The 17,580-nt window shown below is 62.0% G+C and carries 18 protein-coding genes; 5 read left to right on the forward strand and 13 right to left on the reverse strand.

The genetic code is table 11. The annotated features are described in order from the left end of the window. Positions 1 to 6 precede the first annotated feature (6 nt). Positions 7 to 837 (forward strand): hypothetical protein, encoded by an 831-nt coding sequence (locus tag R8L07_15805; protein ID MDW3207002.1) that lies wholly within the window; start codon positions 7 to 9, stop codon positions 835 to 837. A 76-nt stretch (positions 838 to 913) separates the two neighbouring features. On the opposite strand, the gene grxD is transcribed toward R8L07_15805, so the two are convergent. The 5 genes from grxD to R8L07_15830 all read right to left on the reverse strand — a co-directional run bounded on the left by grxD (position 914) and on the right by R8L07_15830 (position 4,841). Then, positions 914 to 1,252, reverse strand: a complete 339-nt coding sequence (gene grxD, locus R8L07_15810; protein MDW3207003.1) for a Grx4 family monothiol glutaredoxin — start codon at positions 1,250 to 1,252, stop codon at positions 914 to 916. A gap of 44 nt (positions 1,253 to 1,296) precedes the next feature. Beyond that, positions 1,297 to 1,536, reverse strand: coding sequence for a BolA family transcriptional regulator (locus R8L07_15815; protein MDW3207004.1), 240 nt, complete (start codon positions 1,534 to 1,536; stop codon positions 1,297 to 1,299). A 35-nt stretch (positions 1,537 to 1,571) separates the two neighbouring features. Then, positions 1,572 to 3,779, reverse strand: coding sequence for a phosphoribosylformylglycinamidine synthase subunit PurL (gene purL / locus R8L07_15820; protein ID MDW3207005.1), 2,208 nt, complete (start codon positions 3,777 to 3,779; stop codon positions 1,572 to 1,574). A gap of 112 nt (positions 3,780 to 3,891) precedes the next feature. Beyond that, a complete protein-coding gene (locus R8L07_15825) occupies positions 3,892 to 4,419 on the reverse strand; it encodes a DUF4019 domain-containing protein (GenBank protein ID MDW3207006.1) in 528 nt (175 codons plus the stop codon). A 29-nt stretch (positions 4,420 to 4,448) separates the two neighbouring features. Next, on the reverse strand, positions 4,449 to 4,841 hold the full coding sequence (locus R8L07_15830; GenBank protein ID MDW3207007.1) for a DUF2237 domain-containing protein: 393 nt from the start codon (positions 4,839 to 4,841) through the stop codon (positions 4,449 to 4,451). A gap of 345 nt (positions 4,842 to 5,186) precedes the next feature. On the opposite strand from R8L07_15830, the gene R8L07_15835 reads away from it, so the two are divergent. Next, positions 5,187 to 6,737 (forward strand): S8 family serine peptidase, encoded by a 1,551-nt coding sequence (locus R8L07_15835; protein MDW3207008.1) that lies wholly within the window; start codon positions 5,187 to 5,189, stop codon positions 6,735 to 6,737. A gap of 316 nt (positions 6,738 to 7,053) precedes the next feature. On the opposite strand, the gene purQ is transcribed toward R8L07_15835, so the two are convergent. The 3 genes from purQ to R8L07_15850 form a co-directional block, all read right to left on the reverse strand. Beyond that, positions 7,054 to 7,758 (reverse strand): phosphoribosylformylglycinamidine synthase subunit PurQ, encoded by a 705-nt coding sequence (gene purQ / locus R8L07_15840; GenBank protein MDW3207009.1) that lies wholly within the window; start codon positions 7,756 to 7,758, stop codon positions 7,054 to 7,056. Between the two features lie 121 nt (positions 7,759 to 7,879). Beyond that, positions 7,880 to 8,122, reverse strand: coding sequence for a phosphoribosylformylglycinamidine synthase subunit PurS (purS, locus tag R8L07_15845; GenBank protein ID MDW3207010.1), 243 nt, complete (start codon positions 8,120 to 8,122; stop codon positions 7,880 to 7,882). A gap of 122 nt (positions 8,123 to 8,244) precedes the next feature. Continuing rightward, positions 8,245 to 9,009 carry a phosphoribosylaminoimidazolesuccinocarboxamide synthase gene (locus R8L07_15850; GenBank protein ID MDW3207011.1) on the reverse strand — a complete coding sequence of 255 codons (765 nt, stop codon included), beginning with the start codon at positions 9,007 to 9,009 and terminating at the stop codon, positions 8,245 to 8,247. A gap of 266 nt (positions 9,010 to 9,275) precedes the next feature. Between R8L07_15850 and R8L07_15855 the strand changes: the two genes are divergently transcribed. Then, positions 9,276 to 9,602: a DUF1476 domain-containing protein gene (locus tag R8L07_15855; protein ID MDW3207012.1), complete on the forward strand. Its 327-nt coding sequence runs from the start codon at positions 9,276 to 9,278 to the stop codon at positions 9,600 to 9,602. Between the two features lie 241 nt (positions 9,603 to 9,843). Here R8L07_15855 and R8L07_15860 read toward each other — a convergent pair whose 3' ends face one another. The 4 genes from R8L07_15860 to R8L07_15875 all read right to left on the reverse strand — a co-directional run bounded on the left by R8L07_15860 (position 9,844) and on the right by R8L07_15875 (position 14,531). Next, complete coding sequence (locus tag R8L07_15860) at positions 9,844 to 11,940, reverse strand: hypothetical protein (GenBank protein ID MDW3207013.1); 2,097 nt, start codon at positions 11,938 to 11,940, stop codon at positions 9,844 to 9,846. After that, positions 11,891 to 13,213, reverse strand: coding sequence for an adenylosuccinate lyase (gene purB, locus R8L07_15865; GenBank protein ID MDW3207014.1), 1,323 nt, complete (start codon positions 13,211 to 13,213; stop codon positions 11,891 to 11,893). The genes R8L07_15860 and purB overlap by 50 nt, the downstream gene beginning before the upstream one ends. After that, on the reverse strand, positions 13,210 to 13,887 hold the full coding sequence (locus R8L07_15870) for a TIGR02466 family protein (protein ID MDW3207015.1): 678 nt from the start codon (positions 13,885 to 13,887) through the stop codon (positions 13,210 to 13,212). The genes purB and R8L07_15870 overlap by 4 nt, the downstream gene beginning before the upstream one ends. A 101-nt stretch (positions 13,888 to 13,988) precedes the next feature. Further along, positions 13,989 to 14,531, reverse strand: coding sequence for a cupin domain-containing protein (locus tag R8L07_15875; GenBank protein ID MDW3207016.1), 543 nt, complete (start codon positions 14,529 to 14,531; stop codon positions 13,989 to 13,991). 167 nt (positions 14,532 to 14,698) lie between these two features. On the opposite strand from R8L07_15875, the gene R8L07_15880 reads away from it, so the two are divergent. After that, positions 14,699 to 16,021 carry an aspartate aminotransferase family protein gene (locus R8L07_15880; protein ID MDW3207017.1) on the forward strand — a complete coding sequence of 441 codons (1,323 nt, stop codon included), beginning with the start codon at positions 14,699 to 14,701 and terminating at the stop codon, positions 16,019 to 16,021. 23 nt (positions 16,022 to 16,044) lie between these two features. Here R8L07_15880 and R8L07_15885 read toward each other — a convergent pair whose 3' ends face one another. Continuing rightward, on the reverse strand, positions 16,045 to 16,398 hold the full coding sequence (locus R8L07_15885; GenBank protein ID MDW3207018.1) for a DOPA 4,5-dioxygenase family protein: 354 nt from the start codon (positions 16,396 to 16,398) through the stop codon (positions 16,045 to 16,047). Between the two features lie 131 nt (positions 16,399 to 16,529). On the opposite strand from R8L07_15885, the gene gmd reads away from it, so the two are divergent. After that, positions 16,530 to 17,570 carry a GDP-mannose 4,6-dehydratase gene (gmd, locus tag R8L07_15890; GenBank protein MDW3207019.1) on the forward strand — a complete coding sequence of 347 codons (1,041 nt, stop codon included), beginning with the start codon at positions 16,530 to 16,532 and terminating at the stop codon, positions 17,568 to 17,570. Positions 17,571 to 17,580: the final 10 nt, after the last annotated feature.

Raw genomic sequence — 17,580 nt, forward strand, 5'->3', positions numbered from 1 at the left:
CCGGCCATGATCGGCTGGCGCAGTCTTCAGGTAACGGGGCTTCTACTGGCCGTTGTCGCCGTCGCAGGCCTTGTCGGCGACTGGGATGACGGCGCAATGGCGCGTGCGATCGAGGCGCTGCGGCAGACGAACGCGTTTTACGATGCCTTTCGCGTCTGGCTTTCGCTGCTTGTCCTGTCCGGCTTCCTGATCTGGTCCGGTTGGTATCTGGCACGACATCACGGTCCGGACCAGCCATTGCCGGTCGTGTGGTCGCCAGTCCTGTTCTGGGCCTGTATTGCCGTCAGCCCAATCTTTCTGCTGTCGCATCACGGGGTTCTGCCCGGGGTTCTATTCGCAGAAGACGGTGTGATGGAGTATCTGACCGTCGTGCTGCTTCTCGTGTCGGCATTGTTCGGTGGACTGGCCGCCCGGAAACGGACCTTTCCCAAACCGGACCGCGTTCTGCTCTGGGTCTTTGCCGGCGGGCTGGTATTCCTTGCCATGGAGGAGATCAGCTGGGGGCAGAGGATTTTCGGGATCGAAACACCGGCTGCGCTGAAGGAAACCAACGTTCAGGGTGAAATCAACCTGCACAATCTGACGGTCGGCTGGAACGAAGTCGTCCGGATGGTTCTCGCCTGCATCCTGTCCGGAATCCTGCTGCTGCTGCCGCGCGACGCGATTCCGGGTCTGAAGGGACGTTTCATGGCATTGAAGCCGGATGGGCGGTTTTTGCCGTTGATCCCGATCCTGATCGCATCGCATCTCTACGATGAATGGTTCGAACAGATCGTATCCTACGCCATCGTCGCGTACGGATATCTCGTCTATCGGCGCGCGACCCAGTCCGATTAGCGACCCGGAACAGGAAAGCGCCGGCGTCGCCCTTCGTCAGGCCACGCCGGCGTCTTTCAAACCCGGTCGCGTCAAATCAGGCGTCGACTTCGGTCTCGATACCGCGTTCGCTCAGCAGTTCCGTCAGCTCGCCGGTTTCGAACATTTCCCGGACGATATCGCAGCCGCCGACGAATTCACCCTTCACATAGAGCTGCGGGATGGTCGGCCAGTTGGAAAATTCCTTGATGCCTTCGCGGACCGACATGTCTTCCAGGACATTCACGCCCTTGAACGGCACCCCGATATGGTTGAGCACCTGCACCACAGCGGCGGAAAACCCGCACTGCGGAAAAACCGGCGTACCCTTCATGAACAGAACCACATCGGTTCCGTCGATTTCGCCCTGAATGCGGCTTTGTGTCTGATCGTCCATTTCGAATTCCTTCCTGCGGGGCTGATTTCAGATCGCCCTGAATGTCATGCGTCTTCCGGCACGGCCGTCTGAAGCGCCAGCGCGTGCAATTCTCCGCCCATGCGGCCCTTCAGGGCGGCATAGACCATCTGGTGCTGTTGAACGCGGGACTTGCCGGCAAAGGCGGCCGACTTCACGAAGGCGGCATAGTGGTCGCCGTCGCCGCGCAGGTCATTGATGATGACCTCGGCATCCGGCAGAGCCTCCTTGATGAAGCGTTCAATGTCGCCTGCACTCATTGGCATGGTCGTTGCCCCCTTCGGATCTCAGAAACTTAGGATCACGTCCAATCGGCGCCCGCCATATAGCCAGGCAGACGCGTCTCGTTGATATTCGCCAGTTCTTCCAGCGATATGGTATCGCCCCCGGGCAGCGTCAACGAGCGCCCGATGGCGATTCCGATACGCTGGGCCGGGACCCCTGCCGCCTCGCAGGCGGACAGGACGGCCTTCTCATCGTCCACAGCCACAAGGTAGCGGGCCTGATCTTCGCCGTACAGCCATGCGTGAATGCTGAAGCCGGGAGGGGCGGCGTCAAGCGTCACACCGACTCCGCCGGCCAGCGCCATCTCCGCCACTGCAACGGCAAGGCCGCCGTCGGAGAGGTCGTGACAGGCCTGAACGACGCCCTTCTGGATCAGATCCCGCACGCAGTCGCCATTTCGGCGTTCGACGGTGAGGTCGACCTTGGGGGCCGGACCTTCATCGCGACCGACAACGTCGCGCAGATAGATCGACCGGTCTAGATGGCCTTTCGATTCGCCGATCAGAATCAGGATCTGGCCGACCTTCTTCAACCCCATGCCGACGGCTTTCGCGGCATCGTCGATCAGGCCGACGCCGCCGATGACCGGGGTCGGCAGGATGGCCTCGCCATTGGTCTCGTTGTACAGCGACACGTTGCCGGATACGACCGGGAAGTCCAGCGTCTTCGCGGCGGCGCTCATGCCCTTCACGGCGCCGACGAACTGCCCCATGATCCGCGGGCGTTCCGGGTTGCCGAAATTCATGTTGTTGGTGATGGCCAGAGGCTTGGCGCCGGTTGCCGTGATGTTGCGCCAGGCCTCGGCCACCGCCTGCGCGCCCCCGGAAATCGGATCGGCCAGGCAGTAACGCGGCGTGCAGTCTGTCGTGACCGCAACGGCCTTCTTCTGGCCGGGCAGGCGTACGATCGCCGCATCCGCCGCTCCGGGCGTCTGCACCGTCTCGCCGCCGATCAGATGGTCGTACTGCTCCCAGATCCAGCGACGGGAGCACAGGTCCGGCGTGCCGATCAGCTTCTTCAGGGCCTCACCGGGGCTCAGCGGATGGTCGATTTCCCCCACGGGCGCGGAGGCCGGGGTCGGTTCCCACGGACGTTCATACATCGGGGAGGCGTCGACCAGCGGCGCGACAGGGATGTCGCCGGCTGTCTCACCAAACCATTTCAGGGTCAGGTTGCCGGTATCGGTGACCGTCCCGATTACCGCGAAATCCAGCTCCCACTTGTCGAAGATCGCCTTCGCCTCGTCCTCTCGGCCGGGCTTCAGGACCATCAGCATGCGCTCCTGGCTTTCCGAAAGCATCAGCTCATAGGGCGTCATGCCTTCTTCGCGCATCGGCACGCGGTCGAGTTCCAGCTCGATGCCGACGCCGCCCTTGTCCGCCATCTCGACGGAGGAGGAGGTGAGACCCGCCGCGCCCATGTCCTGGATGGAGACGATGGCATCGGTCGCCATCAGTTCCAGGCACGCTTCCAGCAGAAGTTTCTCGGTGAAGGGGTCGCCGACCTGAACGGTGGGGCGCTTCTCTTCGGAATCCTCCGTGAACTCCGCCGAAGCCATGGTCGCGCCGTGGATGCCGTCGCGGCCTGTCTTGGAGCCGACATAGACCACCGGATTCCCGATGCCCGAGGCCTTGGAGTAGAAGATCTTGTCGGTCCGGGCGAGGCCGACCGTCATGGCGTTGACCAGGATGTTGCCGTTATAGGCCTTGTCGAAATTGACTTCCCCGCCGACCGTCGGAATGCCCATGCAGTTGCCGTAGCCGCCGATGCCCGCCACGACGCCGGAGACCAGATGCCGGGTCTTGGGATGGCTAGGGTCACCGAAGCGCAGGGCGTTCAGATTGGCGATCGGCCTTGCCCCCATGGTGAACACGTCGCGCATGATGCCGCCGACGCCGGTCGCCGCCCCCTGATAGGGTTCGATGAAGCTGGGGTGATTGTGGCTTTCGATCTTGAAGACCGCCGCATCGCCGTCGCCGATGTCGATCACGCCGGCATTCTCGCCGGGACCCTGGATGACCTGGGGGCCTTCCGTCGGCAGTGTCTTCAACCAGAAGCGCGAGGATTTGTAGGAGCAATGCTCCGACCACATCACCGAGAAAATTCCCAGTTCCGTGATGTTGGGCGCGCGCCCCATGATGTTGAGAACGGTATCGTATTCGTCCTTGGTCAGACCGTGTTCGGCGACGACCTCGGGCGTGATGTCCACTTGGGGCAGCGACATGGAGTCCCTTCCGGCTGGCATGTTCGGAAATCGCGCGTTTCCTAGCCCGACTCAGACGCAAATGCAAAGGTTCCGAAAGGAATAGATGGCGCAGCCCGCCATTGCGGGCAACTCAGCGCATGCAGCGCCAGTCGGAGGTCATCTTGCGGACCTCCTCTTCCGACATTTTCGCCTGCATCCTGGTCGGGATGTAGTTCTGCTCAACGCGCAGCACGCCGATCGCGCTGCCGTCGTCCGGTACATGCCAAAGCAGATAGCCGCAATACAGTTCGGACCGTTCCATGGTGCCGAGGAAATCGACGGCGGCAAAGCTGGTCATCACGCCGTTCGGGTCCGGCTGCCGGTACCAGGAGACACGGCCGCGGCGACGGGCGGTCACCATGCCGCCCTGATCGGTGATGGAGGCCATCAGTTCGGTGAACTGCTCCAGCGAGAGCTGTGCCTGCAGCCCGGGCGCCAGCCGGCCATAAGCCTCGGCATATCGGCGCCCGTCCAGCAGCGACCAGAACTGGGATGATGCCGTCGCGACCTGTTCGTTCAACTGCTGTGTCGGCTGCCAACTGTCCTGAGCGTGCGCCGTGGTCCCCACGGCCCACAGCGCCAGGCATGCCAGAAAGGAAAGGGCGGCACGGCGCAGCATGGCTGTCTTCCTCTCGCGCGTCTTTCGGGTCAGCTCAAATCGACCGCGTGATCCTTCAGCGCGGCCAGGTCGCAGACTTCCAGCGCCCGTTCATGCGTGGACAGCAGCGCAACCCGCGGCGCGCAGCCGGCATCGTAGGCTTCACGCCAGCGCGCCGCACACAGGCACCAGCGGTCGCCCGGATTGAGCCCGGGGAAGCCGTAATCCGGCATCGGTGCCGACAGGTCGTTGCCGCGCCGTCGGCTGAACGCCAGAAACTCGGCCGTCATCACGGCACAGACCGTGTGCGAGCCGACATCCTCCGGGCCGGTATTGCAGCAGCCGTCGCGATAGAACCCGGTGACCGGATCGACGGAGCAGGGCATCAGCGCCTGGCCGATGACATTGCGCTGAGCGGGCTCGGTATCGTTGGCGGCAAACACGGAATGAACCTCAATCTGGTGTGGGCGAACACTATCGCCGCCACTTAATCAGGTTTGGCCGGCCGGTTAAAGTCGGCACGACGGACGGGAGCCGAGATCTAACAGGTCTCCCATTTCCGGTCGCAATAGATCTGATCTTGGAAACAAAATGCGCGTATATGCCGTGTACTTTTGATTCCTCGTTTGGGTACCGCCAAGCGCTTGTGGGGCGCAACGCCAAAGAAGACATCGGCCTCGGGAGCAACGCAGTCAAGCGCCAAGGAATAGGTCATTGCAATTGAAAGTCGTGTTGATAAAATTACTCTAACTTATGGGGTTTTTGTTTGTTTGATCGCGGGGGCAATTATGACTGCAGTTAGAAAGGAAACATGTGATTCCGTGCCGCCGCCGCACGTTATCGCGCATCTTGATGATGATGCTTTTAATACTAAATTCAACGAGGTACGGCGCCGGAAAATGAGAATGGCGCCATCTTTGAGCGAGAATCCGAAAGGATACTTTGGGTTCAAGCGTCGCATCAAAGTCGAAATGCGCCGCTATACAATTGCATTCAAGGAGGCCCATGGCGGTCGGGCGCGTCACATTCAAGGCTCTGGTGGATCGGGCCCATCCAAACACGTCCGACGTCGGCCAGTCAGGGGTAAAGGACAGTTACATGACTCCGGCCCAAATGAAAGGGGGCCGTCGACTGACGCTTCGGCCCTAGTCAAGCGGTTCAAAGTTCGTTTTCCCGATGAGAAGACCTTTAAAGTCGCGGGACGAAGCGAAGATATTTCTGACCCGAGCGTCCTTACCAATATGACGCGTCGTTATTTCAGTTTCCGCTCATTTGGAAAGGATGGCGAGGACAGGCTTCTGGAGAAACTGGATAAGCTGGGTCGCGTTTACGACGCTACGGTAACGGAATCCTATCGCTTCTCATTGGATTCGGAGTTGCCGGAGACGTTTAAATCGGTTGAGGAGATGCCGCCAGCGGCCGATTTAGATGATGTGCTCAACAAGATCAGAGCCAAAGACGCCTGGGCACGATCAAAAGGCGCAGGAGTGTCCATTGCAATCGTGGATACCGGAATTGATGGGGCGCGACCTGAATTTCCTGATTGGAAGAGAGGTTCCATCCCGGCCTTACAATACGAACAACCGAAATGGCGCGATGACCTGGGCCATGGCACGATGTGCGCTTGCATAGCTGCCGCAGCGGGCGGGGAAGGTGTTGAGTTCACTGGTGTTGCGCCAGAAGCGATGCTGATCGACTGCAAAACCCGATTCTTCGAAGAAGAAATCGAGGCGATTTTCATGGATTTGGCGAAACTTGCCGGAAACGGAACGCCGGTCGTTGCGTCCAACAGTTGGGGATATAAGCCTGACGATATTCCGCCGCGTGAAACTTTGGAAGACGTGGAGGCAGCCATTGCCGCAGCCTATTCCAGCGGCGTGGTTTCCGTTTTCAGTGCAGGAAATAATCATATTCTTGCTGGAGGAGATAAAGAATCTGACACACCGAACTCAATCTATACGTTTAAGAGCCGCAGCGATTTGTTGGCGGTAGGTGGTTGTGATCTGCGTGACAAAATTTGGCATTATTCCAGCCGTGGTCCTGGAGAGCGGCACGGTGAGGATGGAATGTCGGCAAAGCCGGACGTCGTCGCGCCCACTCCGGAACGCGGCAAGGTATTGTATGGCGGAAAAGCCATGGTGGGCCCCGTTGGCTGGGGCACCAGCGGTGCCGCTCCGCAAGTCAGCGGTTTGGCGGCTCTACTTCTAACGACCCGGCCGGACTTACCGCCATCGGAGCTCTTTGACATAATCCGGGAATCGGCTCTAATGTTGCCGTATCCTGCCGTTACGGTTGGGCATGGTGTTATCGATTGTAATGCTGCTGTTTCCAGTATCTGACCGGACAAGCGACGGCTAGGGCGAAGAGCGACGAACGATGCGCTATAAAATTAAGGCTAAGAACACCTCGATGTTTGATCGCTTGCTTGATCTGCTTCGAGGCAACCCTGCCGTCTGTATGGCGCGGCGTGACTTGCTCTCTATCTCGGTCGAAGATCCATCCTCGGATCTACTCGAAGAAATCGAAGACACTGGCGCTGTCGTTCGGGAGTCCTATAGATTTTCGCACGACAAATCGGCTGCCCGCTATTTGGCTTAGTGGCATCCGGGCTGTGCCGAGTATCAAAACTCGGCCGGAAACGTTCCGCTTATCGTCTCAGGCTCGTTCCATCACCGACTTCGCGAGGCTTTCGAAGAGTGGTAGGCCGGCGACCCCGCCGGCCAGCGGATCAATCGCGTTTTCCGGGTGGGGCATCATGCCCAGGACGTTGCCGGCTTCGTTGACGATGCCGGCGATGTTGCGTTGGGAGCCGTTGAGGTTGGTGGCGTCGGAGACGGTGCCGCGGGCGTCGCAGTAGCGGAAGGCGACGCGGCCTTCGCCTTCCAGGCGGTCCAGCGTGTCCTCGTCGGCGAAATAATTGCCTTCGTTATGGGCGACGGCGACCTTCAGCACCTCGCCCTTGGGCAGGCCGGCGGTGAAGGGGGCGGCGCTGCGCTCGCAGCGGATATGGGTCATCTTGCAGATGAATTTCAGCCCGGCATTGTGCATCAGCACACCGGGCAGCAGCCCGGTCTCGGTCAGGATCTGGAAGCCGTTGCAGACGCCCAGGACGGCGACGCCGCGTTCGGCCTCCTGCTTGATCGCGCGCAGGATCGGGGAGTTGCCGGCCATGGCGCCGCAGCGCAGATAATCGCCGTAGGAGAACCCGCCGGGCACGACGATCAGGTCGTAGCCCTTGAGTTCGGTCTCGCCGTGCCAGATCAGGTCCGGCTTGCTGTTATGCCCGGCGGCCTTTTCCAGAGCGACGGCCATGTCGCGCTCGCGGTTGGTGCCGGGGAAAACGACGATGGCGGCTTTCATATTTGTGTGCTCCCGATGGTCGCGTTGGCGGCGGCGGCCCGCTCCCCCACCCGGCGCCCCATAGCATACCCTGTCGTTGGGCGGCCGGGTGGGGGAGCGGGCTGGTGCCGTAATCCAAAAGCTAGGCTACGATCTCGATCCGGTAGTCTTCGATGACGGTGTTGGCCAGCAGCTTGCGGCACATCTCGTCCAGTTTCTTCTCGGCCGCGGCGCGGTCGGTATCGGCCAGTTCCACCTCGATCAGCTTGCCCTGGCGGACCTCACCGACGCCGTCGAAGCCGAGGCCTTCCAGCGCGTGACCGATGGCCTTGCCCTGAGGGTCCAGCACGCCGCGCTTCAGGGTAACGGTAACATTGGCTTTCATGGTCTTCGCTTCCTTATGGTCGCTTGGCGGCGCCGGCCCGCTCCCCCTCTCTGCCACCCGTAGCATACCCTGTCGTTGGGCGGCCGGGACGGGGAGAGGGCCGGTGCCGGAGCCAGAAGTTCCTAATTCGATTCGCCGTCGATGGATTCGATATTCGCACCTTCCGGCAGGACGCCCAGGCGCCGGGCGACTTCGCGATAGGCGTCTTCGACATTGCCCAGGTCGCGGCGAAAGCGGTCCTTGTCCATCTTCTCGCCGGTCTGCGTGTCCCAGAGGCGCATGTTGTCCGGGCTCAGCTCGTCGGCCAGGACGATGCGGACATCGCCGTTTTCATCGTAGATACGGCCGAATTCCAGTTTGAAATCGACCAGCTTGATGCCGATGCCCAGGAAGACGCCGGACAGGAAGTCGTTGATGCGCAGGGACATCGCCAGGAAATCGTCGATGTCCTGCGGACTGGCCCAGCCGAAGGCGGTGATGTGTTCTTCGGAGATCAGCGGATCGCCCAGTTCGTCGGACTTGTAGCAGTATTCGACGATGGAACGGGGCAGGGGGGTACCTTCCGGAATGCCCAGGCGCTTGGCCATGGAGCCGGCGGCGACATTGCGGATCACCACCTCGACCGGAATGATCTCGACTTCGCGGATCAACTGTTCCCGCATGTTCAGCCGGCGCAGGAAGTGCGTCGGAATGCCCAGATCCTGCAGGCGCAGCATCAGGAATTCGGAAATCCGGTTGTTCAGGACGCCCTTGCCGGTGATCGTGCCCTTCTTCTGATTGTTGAAGGCCGTGGCATCGTCCTTGAAATAGGCCACCAGGGTACCGGGTTCCGGCCCTTCGAAAATAACCTTGGCCTTGCCCTCGTAAAGCTGTCTGCGTCGCGCCATCGGTTTGGACCCGCCCTTGCCGCCTGTATGGTGAGAATTGGGAGCGTATAGCAATGCGTCCCGCCCGTTACAATCTTCCTGAGCGGCCGCCGGGCCGAAAAGCACATGGGAAATCCTGTCGCGGGGGCGGTTCCGTCGTTGATCGGCGGAGCAGGACGGATTACATACAGGGCACCGCCGGAAGGAGCCCGCGCCCCGACCGGTCACCGCGGGCATGGCGCCGCGCGGATTGTGACAGGACAGACTATGCCGGGGGGACCGCAGGTATGAACAAGTTCGACGATCGCGAAAAGAGCTTTGAAGCCAAGGAAAGCCACGACCGTGAGCAGGAGTTCAAGGCCGTCGCGCGCCGCAACAAACTGCTGGGCCTTTGGGCCGCCGAACAGATGGGCATCACCGGTGCCGACGCCGAAGCCTATGCCAAGGATGTCGTGATCGTCGATTTCGACGAGCCGGGCGACGACGATGTGCTGCGCAAGGTCCTGGGCGACCTGCAAGCGAAGGGTATCGATACGTCCGAGCATCTCGTCCGAAAGGAAATGGACGAGCTGTTGGACACGGCCCGCGCGCAGATCCGCAGCGAAGCCGACTGACCCGGTTCTCCAGCATCGAATGACGAAGGGCGCGCCAGGTGGCGCGCCCTTTGCGTTTGGCGACTTGCAGTATCGGGCGCATGACCGGCGACGTCCGCATCGGTTTCACGGCCCCAACACCGTGCTCCTGCGAAAGCAGGAGCCTTGGTGATTTGGCGCGGTGCGGGATCAGTGAAGGTTCCTGCTTCCGCAGGAACAAGGTTTGGGTGGTGGCCGGGTGCCTTCGAGGGAGATTCGCGCTCTACCCATCCTGCGGCAAGGGGGCGAGCTGCGGCGCATTGCCAAGGCCACTTGCATCCCCGCCGGTTTCTTCCTGCGCCTCCTGTGCGACCCGATTCAGATAATCGAAGTCAGGGGACAGCAGCGCCCCGTCCCGAATGTCGTTGATGACGTCGATCAGATCCGTCGTGCGGTTTGCCATGGCGATGGCGACGGCGGCCAGTCCGGTCGCCTTGGCCGGCGCATGGGCGATCTTGCGCGTCACGATTTCCCCGCCGAAGCGTGGGTCTCCTAGACGGCCGGCGGCGGCGGCGACACGGATCAGGGCCTGGTAGCGCGGCACGTCGAAACCGCCGTCCGGTGTGCGCGGGAAAGGTCCCGTCGGCGGCGGCTCTGGAATTCGCGCGGCGGTGTCGTAGGCGCCGATCAGGTCGCCGGCAGCAAGCTGCGCCAGCGAAATTGCCATCAGCGCCCGGTCGAAACCGTTGGTCCGCTTGTTCTCGAAGGCAATGCGATAGGCGGCGCTGATGGTCTTTTGGGCGTCTTCGATGCGGCCCCGACGCGCCTCGGCAATAGCGATCTGAACCAGGGCCTCGACCTGTGGCAGGTCGCCGGGCAGAACCTCCGCCAGATCCCGGGCGCGTGAGAAAATGGCCTGATCCGCACTCTTCAACCCACCGCGGATCTGGGCGGTCAGCACCACGTCCAGCGCCGCCGGAACATATTCCGGGATGTAGGGGAAACCGGTCGGATCCAGTGCCTCGGCCAGCAGGGCGCTGGCACCTTCCGGATCCTGTTCCAGGCCGCGGCCCAGTGCGACCGGCCCCATGATCTGGGCGCGCATGCCGACATAGGGAATGTATTCCTTGAGAACCAGCGCTTCGGCAAGCTTCCCCTGGGAGATCAGGACACGGCCCATGCCCAGCAGCGCTTCCGCCCTCGGCACGTCCTCCGTGATCAGGAACGCCCCTTCGAAGGCGTCGGCCAGCCGGCCCACCTCGGATTGGCGGGCGACGAGAAAGGCCAGCGTGTCAAACCGGGTCTGCTGATCATCGATCCGTTCCGTCTCTTCCATGGCCAGCCGGAATAGCGGGACGGCGGCATCGATGTTGCGCCGTCCCATCGCTGCGGAGACGGCGGCGAGGGCCCGTGCGCGGTCTGCGCCTTCCGGGATCATCCGCACGACGATCATGCCGCCGCGCTGGTTGCCGGCCTCGACCATCTTCGCGGCCAGCCGGGTCAGGGCTTCGTATTTTCGCGCGCCGGGCACCTCGAGGATCAGTTGCTGTGCGATCCTGAAACTGGCCTGCGCCCCTTCGCTGTCGCCGGCCTGCAACTGGACGGCGCCGATTTCGATCAGGATGTCCGATTTGGCGATCGGATCCATGTCCAATGCCACCGCTTCGTCGAAGGTTGCCCGCAGGATGGTGGCGGTCTCGTCGCGGGTCTTTGTGGATTCGCTCAGGCTCAGCGCAATGCCCGCGACCTGCTGCAGGGTGCTGACCCGGGTCCGTGTATCCGGGATCGACTGGGCCGCGCGGGTCGCCGCTTCGGGGTAGCGCCTGGCGGCAAGCCGCAGCGCGGCGATCTGGAGCGATTCCCCCTCGTCCCGCATTTCAGGCAGGGCCAGAACCTCTTGGACTGCCCGGTCGATCCACTGCCGGGCCTCGTCGCGGTTCTTTTCCACGACCTGAACATAGTCGGAGATCCAGATGTAGGACCGTGCGCGCCAGATCGGGTCCTCGATCCGCTCGGCATTGTCGATGGCATCCTGTTTCTGCCGCCGGGCCAGGTATCCGCGCACCACACCGCTCTGGGCCAGGCCGATATCCTCATCCGCCTCCAACTGGGCAATGGCGAAGAATTGCAGGCTCTTCAGGGCGTCGTTCAGGATCGCCAGCGTGACCGGGTCGATGTTGCTGGCGCTGAATTCCTCGGTGACGTCGAAGCGCGGCCGCTCCATGCCGTCGACGGTCTCGTCCTGGGACTGTGCCAATACGGCCCGGTCCGGCAGCACGAGGGTCGGCGACAGGAGTGTCGCGGCAAGCAGGAGAGCGGCGAAGGGCCTGTTAGGCCGAGCCGGTTTCTCCCAGAACCCGTTGCAGGATCGTGTCCACATGCTTCACGTGGTAGCCCATGTCGAACAGTGCGTCGATAGTCTCCGCCTGCAAGTGACGGGCCACCTCTTCATCCGCTTTGAGCAAATCCTGAAAGGAGGTGCCGGTTTTCCAGCTTTCCATGGCATTGCGCTGCACGGCACGATAGGCGTCCTCGCGGCTCATCCCGGCCTGGGTCAGGTTGAGCAGCACGCGCTGCGAATTGTGCAGGCCGCCCAATCGGTTGAGATTCGCCATCATCTCTTCCGGGTAGACGACCAGATTCTCGACAACGCCGGCCAGTCGGTTGAGGGCGAAATCCAGGGTGACCGTTGAATCGGGGCCGATCATGCGCTCGACAGAGGAGTGGGAGATATCCCGTTCATGCCACAGGGCGACGTTTTCCAGGGCGGGCAGGGCATAGGCGCGGACCATCCGGGCGAGGCCGGTCAGGTTCTCGGTCAGGACCGGGTTGCGCTTGTGCGGCATCGCAGAGGAGCCCTTCTGGCCGGGCGAGAAGTACTCTTCCGCCTCGCGCAGTTCGGTGCGCTGCAGGTGGCGGATTTCGACGGACAGGTTCTCGATGGACCCGGCAATGACGGCGAGCGTTGCAAAGAACTGGGCGTGGCGGTCACGGGGAATGACCTGGGTCGACATCGGCTCGGGTGTCAGGCCCAGCTTCGCCGCGACATGGTCCTCGATCGACGGGTCGATATTGGCGAATGTGCCGACGGCGCCGGAGACTGCGCAGGTCGCGATGTCCGCGCGGGCCGCCAGCAGGCGCTCCCGGTTGCGCGCAAAGGCGGCATAATGGCCGGCCAGTTTCACGCCGAAGGTTGTCGGCTCGGCATGGATGCCGTGGGAGCGACCGATGCAGACGGTGTTCTTGTGCTCCAGCGCGCGCTTTTTCAGGGCGTCGAGCACGCGGTCCACGTCCCCCAGCAGCAGATCCGCCGCCTGGGTCAATTGAACCGCAAGACAGGTATCCAGCACGTCGGACGATGTCATGCCCTGGTGGACGAACCGTGCCTCATCGCCAACCTGTTCGGCCAGTTCGGTCAGAAATGCGATGACATCGTGCTTGGTCTCCCGCTCGATTTCGTCGATCCGGGCAATGCGCTCGTCGGTATAGGGCTTGTCGCCGCGGGCCCAGACCGCTGCGGCGGCGTCTTTCGGGATGACGCCGCGCTCCGCCAGGGCATCGCAGGCATGGGCTTCGATCAGAAACCAGATGCGGAACCGGTTCGCGGGTTCCCAGATGTCGGCCATTTCCTTGCGGCTGTAACGCGGGATCATGAGCTTTGTTTCTCCATGGATTGGCCCGTTCCCGCGTCGGCGACGCGAGCATCGGGCGTGGCAATGTTAAAGGCGATGGAAATCCGCGTTCCTTCGCCTCGAAACGGATCGACGAAATGCTTCAGCCAACTGGGGAACAGCAGCATCATTCCCGCTTTCGGATCGATCTTGATCTTCTCACCGAAGGGCTGACCCGGCATGGGGATCATCTCCACCGCCTGCCTTGGGTCGACGAAGGTCAGGGACCCGTTGAATGCGGTGTCCTCCGGATCGGCCAGTCCGATGTCGACATAGAAGACGCCGGAGATCATCGACGAATGATGGGTGTGAAGGCGGTGAAAGCCGCCGCGACGGCTGATGTTCGCCCAGGCGGTAATGTGGGCGGTACCGGACACGTGACGGCCATTCGCCATCATCGTCATGAAGTCGGACAGGGCGTCCCCGATATGCTGTTTCAGGTCGGCGATCGCGTCGCCCGGCCATTCCATCAGGTCCAACCTGGAATGCCAGCCATTGACCAGCGCGCGCGGCATTCCTTCGGGATCGTCCGCTTCCCGCGCCAGAATCTGATCGCGCAGCGCCGACAGCAGGCTCGCGTCATCGACGTTGCGACGCAAAATCGGCGTCGGCCAGGCCAGCAACAGACCGTTGGAATATTCCTGATGCAGCGCCATTGCGGCTCCGGACACAGCGATCAAGGCGGGTGAACGCGCCGTTTCTAGTCCCGGAGTCTCCAAACGGCAAGGCCCGCGCGGATTTTCGGCATTCCCGGCGATCAGAAGGAAGGCGGGGTACAGGCGCTGACCACGGTACAGGTTTCGTCGAACGGGTTGCGAAACCGATGGGGGATGCTGCTGCGGAAGGAATAGCCGTCGCCGGCCTTCAGAACCCTCTTGGCGCTGCCGACCCAGACTTCCAGCCGGCCCTCGATGATGACGCCCGCTTCCTCGCCCTCGTGTTTCAGCATGACCTTTCCGGTATCCGCGCCCGGATCGTAGGTTTCATAGAGCATTTGCAGCGCGTGAGTGGACAGGTCGCGGCCGACTTGGCGGTAAAGGATCTTGCCGTTGCGCAGTTCCCGGAACTCGTCGCCGGAATAAAAGACCTGTTCCGACTTGGGTTCCTCGAAGCCGAAGAACTCCGAAAGGTCGAGCGACAATCCGTCCGTGATCTTCTTCAGGACCCCGAAAGTCGGGCTCAACTTTCCGGATTCGATCAGGGAAATCGTGGCATTGGTCACGCCGCAGCGTCGGGACAGCGCCCGCTGGGAGAGCCCGAAGGATTGTCGTACCGCCCGCAATCTGTCGCCGATCTCCACCGCCTGCCGCTCCAAAGTGTTTCAGTTGTTAAGTATAGATAACATACTGGCCTGATCTGTCAGGTAAATCATGGATTTAAGGCGGGCAAGAAAAGGGGTTGTGTTAACGATTGAGGGATCGCTACCGTATCGGCCTTCGAAACATACTGGTGGCGGAGCCTGAACCCATGCCCGACGGAATGACCCAAAACGATCTCAGCGCCTTCTGGATGCCGTTTACGGCGAACCGGCGTTTCAAGAAGGATCCCCGGATCCTCGTTTCCGCTGAAGGCATGTATTACAAGAGTGCCGATGGCCGGGACGTTCTGGACGGGACCGCCGGCCTGTGGTGCGTCAATGCCGGTCATGCCCGTCCGAAGATCGTGGAGGCGGTGCAGAAACAGGTCGCGGAGCTGGATTTTGCACCGACTTTCCAGTTCGGCCATCCCAAGGCCTTTGAACTTGCCAGCCGGCTGCGGGACCTGTTTCCGGGCGACCTCGATCACATCTTCTTCACCAACAGCGGCTCCGAATCCGCGGACACCGCCCTCAAGATCGCGCTGGCCTATCAGCGGGCGCGCGGCCAGGGCACGCGGACCCGCCTGATCGGGCGCGAACGCGGCTATCACGGCACCGGCTTTGGTGGGATCACTGTCGGCGGCATCGTGAAGAACCGGATGTATTTCGGGTCGCTGCTGGCCGGGGCGGACCATATTCGCCACACCCACGACCTGGAACACAACGCCTTTACCAAGGGCGAGCCGGAATACGGCGCGCATTTCGCCGATGATCTGGAGAAGCTTGTCACCCTGCACGACGCGTCGACCATCGCCGCGGTGATCGTCGAACCGATGGCCGGATCGACAGGTGTGCTTCTGCCGCCGAAGGGCTACCTGAAGCGTCTGCGCGAAATCTGCGACAAGCATGGCATTCTGCTGATTTTCGATGAAGTCATCACCGCTTTCGGCCGCCTGGGCTTTGCGACGGCGGCGGAGCGCCTTGGCGTGATGCCGGACATCCTGACCTGCGCGAAGGGGCTGACCAACGCGGTAATCCCGATGGGCGCGGTCGCTGTGCGCAAGGAAATCTACGATACGATGTTGGATACGGCCGACGCGCCGATCGAACTGTTCCACGGCTATACCTATTCCGGCCACCCGGTCGCCGCGGCGGCCGGCCTTGCATCGTTGGAGACGTATCGGGAGGAGGGCCTGTTCGAAAACGCGCGGGCTCTGGAACCCTATCTGGCGGACGCGATCCACTCTCTGAAGGGCCATCCGAACGTCGTCGATATCCGGAATATGGGCCTTGTGGCGGCGGTTGAGCTTTCCGCGCGACCGGGCGCGCCCGGAGAACGCGGCTACGATGTCATGGTGAAGGCCTTCGAAAAGGGGGCGATGATCCGCGTCACCGGCGATATCATCGCAATGTCGCCGCCGCTGATCTGCGAGAAAAAGCACATCGACGATCTGGTCGGCATACTGGGCGACGTCCTGAAAGAAGTGGACTGAGCCGACGCTTTCGGGGGAGGGCGCTAGTCGGCGTCCTCCATCTCGAACATCTCCAGGTTCAGCGGGACGCTTTCGCCTAGCCACATTGCCCCGTGCTTGTGGTCCCAAAGATCGTCGCCGGTCAGAGGGTGCACGAAGACGGTCAGCCCGTTGCGATGCACGTTCAGCCACGGGATCACCGCGGCGAACTTTTCCGCCGGCATCAGAAGCTGGCAGGACCACTTCGGGTGTGGCCCGACCAGGCGTTCGTGGACTCGCCCCATACGCAGCCCGAACCGATCCCGGGCGGCTTCGCACAAAGCCCGGGCGCGGGGCAGGGATTCCGCATCGAAATACACGTGGGCATGGTAGCCGCCGATATCGCTCACTTCTGTCATCGGGAAATTGTGCGGCGGGGTCGCAGTGCTGGCAAGCCGCAATGCCCGTCAAACTTGACCATCCCCGGCGGCGCGCGTAGCTATGCGGCTCATTTTCTGGACATTTGAATAGTGGTGCGGACGGACGCGGTATGAAGAAGGCATTGATCACGGGTATCACCGGTCAGGACGGCTCCTATCTGGCGGAGTTGCTGCTGTCGAAAGGGTATGAAGTTCACGGCCTTGTGCGCCGGGCCTCGACCTTCACGACGGAGCGGATCGATCACATCTATCAGGACCCGCATGAAAGCCATCTGCGTCTGAACCTGCATTATGGCGATCTGGCGGACGGCACCGGGCTGCGCCGGATTCTGGAGCATGTTCAGCCGGACGAGGTCTATAACCTGGGCGCGCAAAGCCATGTGCGGGTCAGCTTCGACCAGCCGGAATACACGGCTGACGTTGTGGGCACCGGGGCGTTGCGGCTGCTGGAGGCCCTGCGCGATTACATTCACACGACCAAGAAGCAGGTGAAGCTCTATCAGGCGGGCAGTTCGGAAATGTTCGGCGCCGCCAAACCGCCCCAGAACGAAGACACGGCCTTCTATCCGCGCAGCCCCTATGCGGTGGGCAAGGTTGCGGCATTCTGGTTCGGGACCAATTACCGCGAGGCCTACAACCTCTTCGTGGCGAACGGCATCCTGTTCAACCATGAAAGCCCGCGCCGCGGCGAGACCTTCGTGACCCGCAAGATCACCCGTGCCGTAGGCCGCATCAAGCTGGGCCTTCAGGACAAGCTGTTCCTGGGTAATCTGGACGCCAAACGCGACTGGGGCTTCGCCGGCGACTTCGTCGAGGCTATGTGGCTGATGCTGCAGCAGGACGAGCCGGACGACTATGTCGTCGCGACGGGCGAGGCGCATTCGGTGCGCGACTTCCTGGATCTGGCTTTCGGCTATGCGGGATTGGACCCGGCGAAACATGTCGACTTCGATCCGCGCTATCTGCGCCCGACAGAGGTCGATCATCTGCTCGGCGATCCGACCCGCACCAAGGAGCGCCTGGGTTGGGAGCCCAAGGTCGGTTTCGAGGAACTGGTGCGGATGATGGTGGATCACGACATGGATCTGGCCCGGCGGGAGCGCACGCTGGTGGATGCCGGTCACGCCGTTCATACCCGCGCCGGGGACTGATCCGCATGGT

The sequence above is a fragment of the Alphaproteobacteria bacterium genome (genome assembly GCA_033344895.1).
In the GTDB taxonomy this organism is placed as follows: domain Bacteria; phylum Pseudomonadota; class Alphaproteobacteria; order UBA8366; family Aestuariispiraceae; genus Pacificispira.

Coding starts and splice junctions, on each gene's coding strand:
- R8L07_15815 (MDW3207004.1), bottom strand. CDS start 1,536: ATGCCAATGAGTGCAGGCGACATTGAACGCTTCATCAAGGAGGCTCTG.
- R8L07_15835 (MDW3207008.1), top strand. CDS start 5,187: ATGACTGCAGTTAGAAAGGAAACATGTGATTCCGTGCCGCCGCCGCAC.
- grxD (MDW3207003.1), bottom strand. CDS start 1,252: ATGGACGATCAGACACAAAGCCGCATTCAGGGCGAAATCGACGGAACC.
- R8L07_15805 (MDW3207002.1), top strand. CDS start 7: ATGATCGGCTGGCGCAGTCTTCAGGTAACGGGGCTTCTACTGGCCGTT.
- purQ (MDW3207009.1), bottom strand. CDS start 7,758: ATGAAAGCCGCCATCGTCGTTTTCCCCGGCACCAACCGCGAGCGCGAC.
- R8L07_15870 (MDW3207015.1), bottom strand. CDS start 13,887: ATGGCGCTGCATCAGGAATATTCCAACGGTCTGTTGCTGGCCTGGCCG.
- R8L07_15860 (MDW3207013.1), bottom strand. CDS start 11,940: ATGTGGACACGATCCTGCAACGGGTTCTGGGAGAAACCGGCTCGGCCT.
- R8L07_15825 (MDW3207006.1), bottom strand. CDS start 4,419: ATGCTGCGCCGTGCCGCCCTTTCCTTTCTGGCATGCCTGGCGCTGTGG.
- purB (MDW3207014.1), bottom strand. CDS start 13,213: ATGATCCCGCGTTACAGCCGCAAGGAAATGGCCGACATCTGGGAACCC.
- purS (MDW3207010.1), bottom strand. CDS start 8,122: ATGAAAGCCAATGTTACCGTTACCCTGAAGCGCGGCGTGCTGGACCCT.
- gmd (MDW3207019.1), top strand. CDS start 16,530: ATGAAGAAGGCATTGATCACGGGTATCACCGGTCAGGACGGCTCCTAT.
- R8L07_15885 (MDW3207018.1), bottom strand. CDS start 16,398: ATGACAGAAGTGAGCGATATCGGCGGCTACCATGCCCACGTGTATTTC.
- R8L07_15855 (MDW3207012.1), top strand. CDS start 9,276: ATGAACAAGTTCGACGATCGCGAAAAGAGCTTTGAAGCCAAGGAAAGC.
- R8L07_15880 (MDW3207017.1), top strand. CDS start 14,699: ATGCCCGACGGAATGACCCAAAACGATCTCAGCGCCTTCTGGATGCCG.
- purL (MDW3207005.1), bottom strand. CDS start 3,779: ATGTCGCTGCCCCAAGTGGACATCACGCCCGAGGTCGTCGCCGAACAC.
- R8L07_15850 (MDW3207011.1), bottom strand. CDS start 9,009: ATGGCGCGACGCAGACAGCTTTACGAGGGCAAGGCCAAGGTTATTTTC.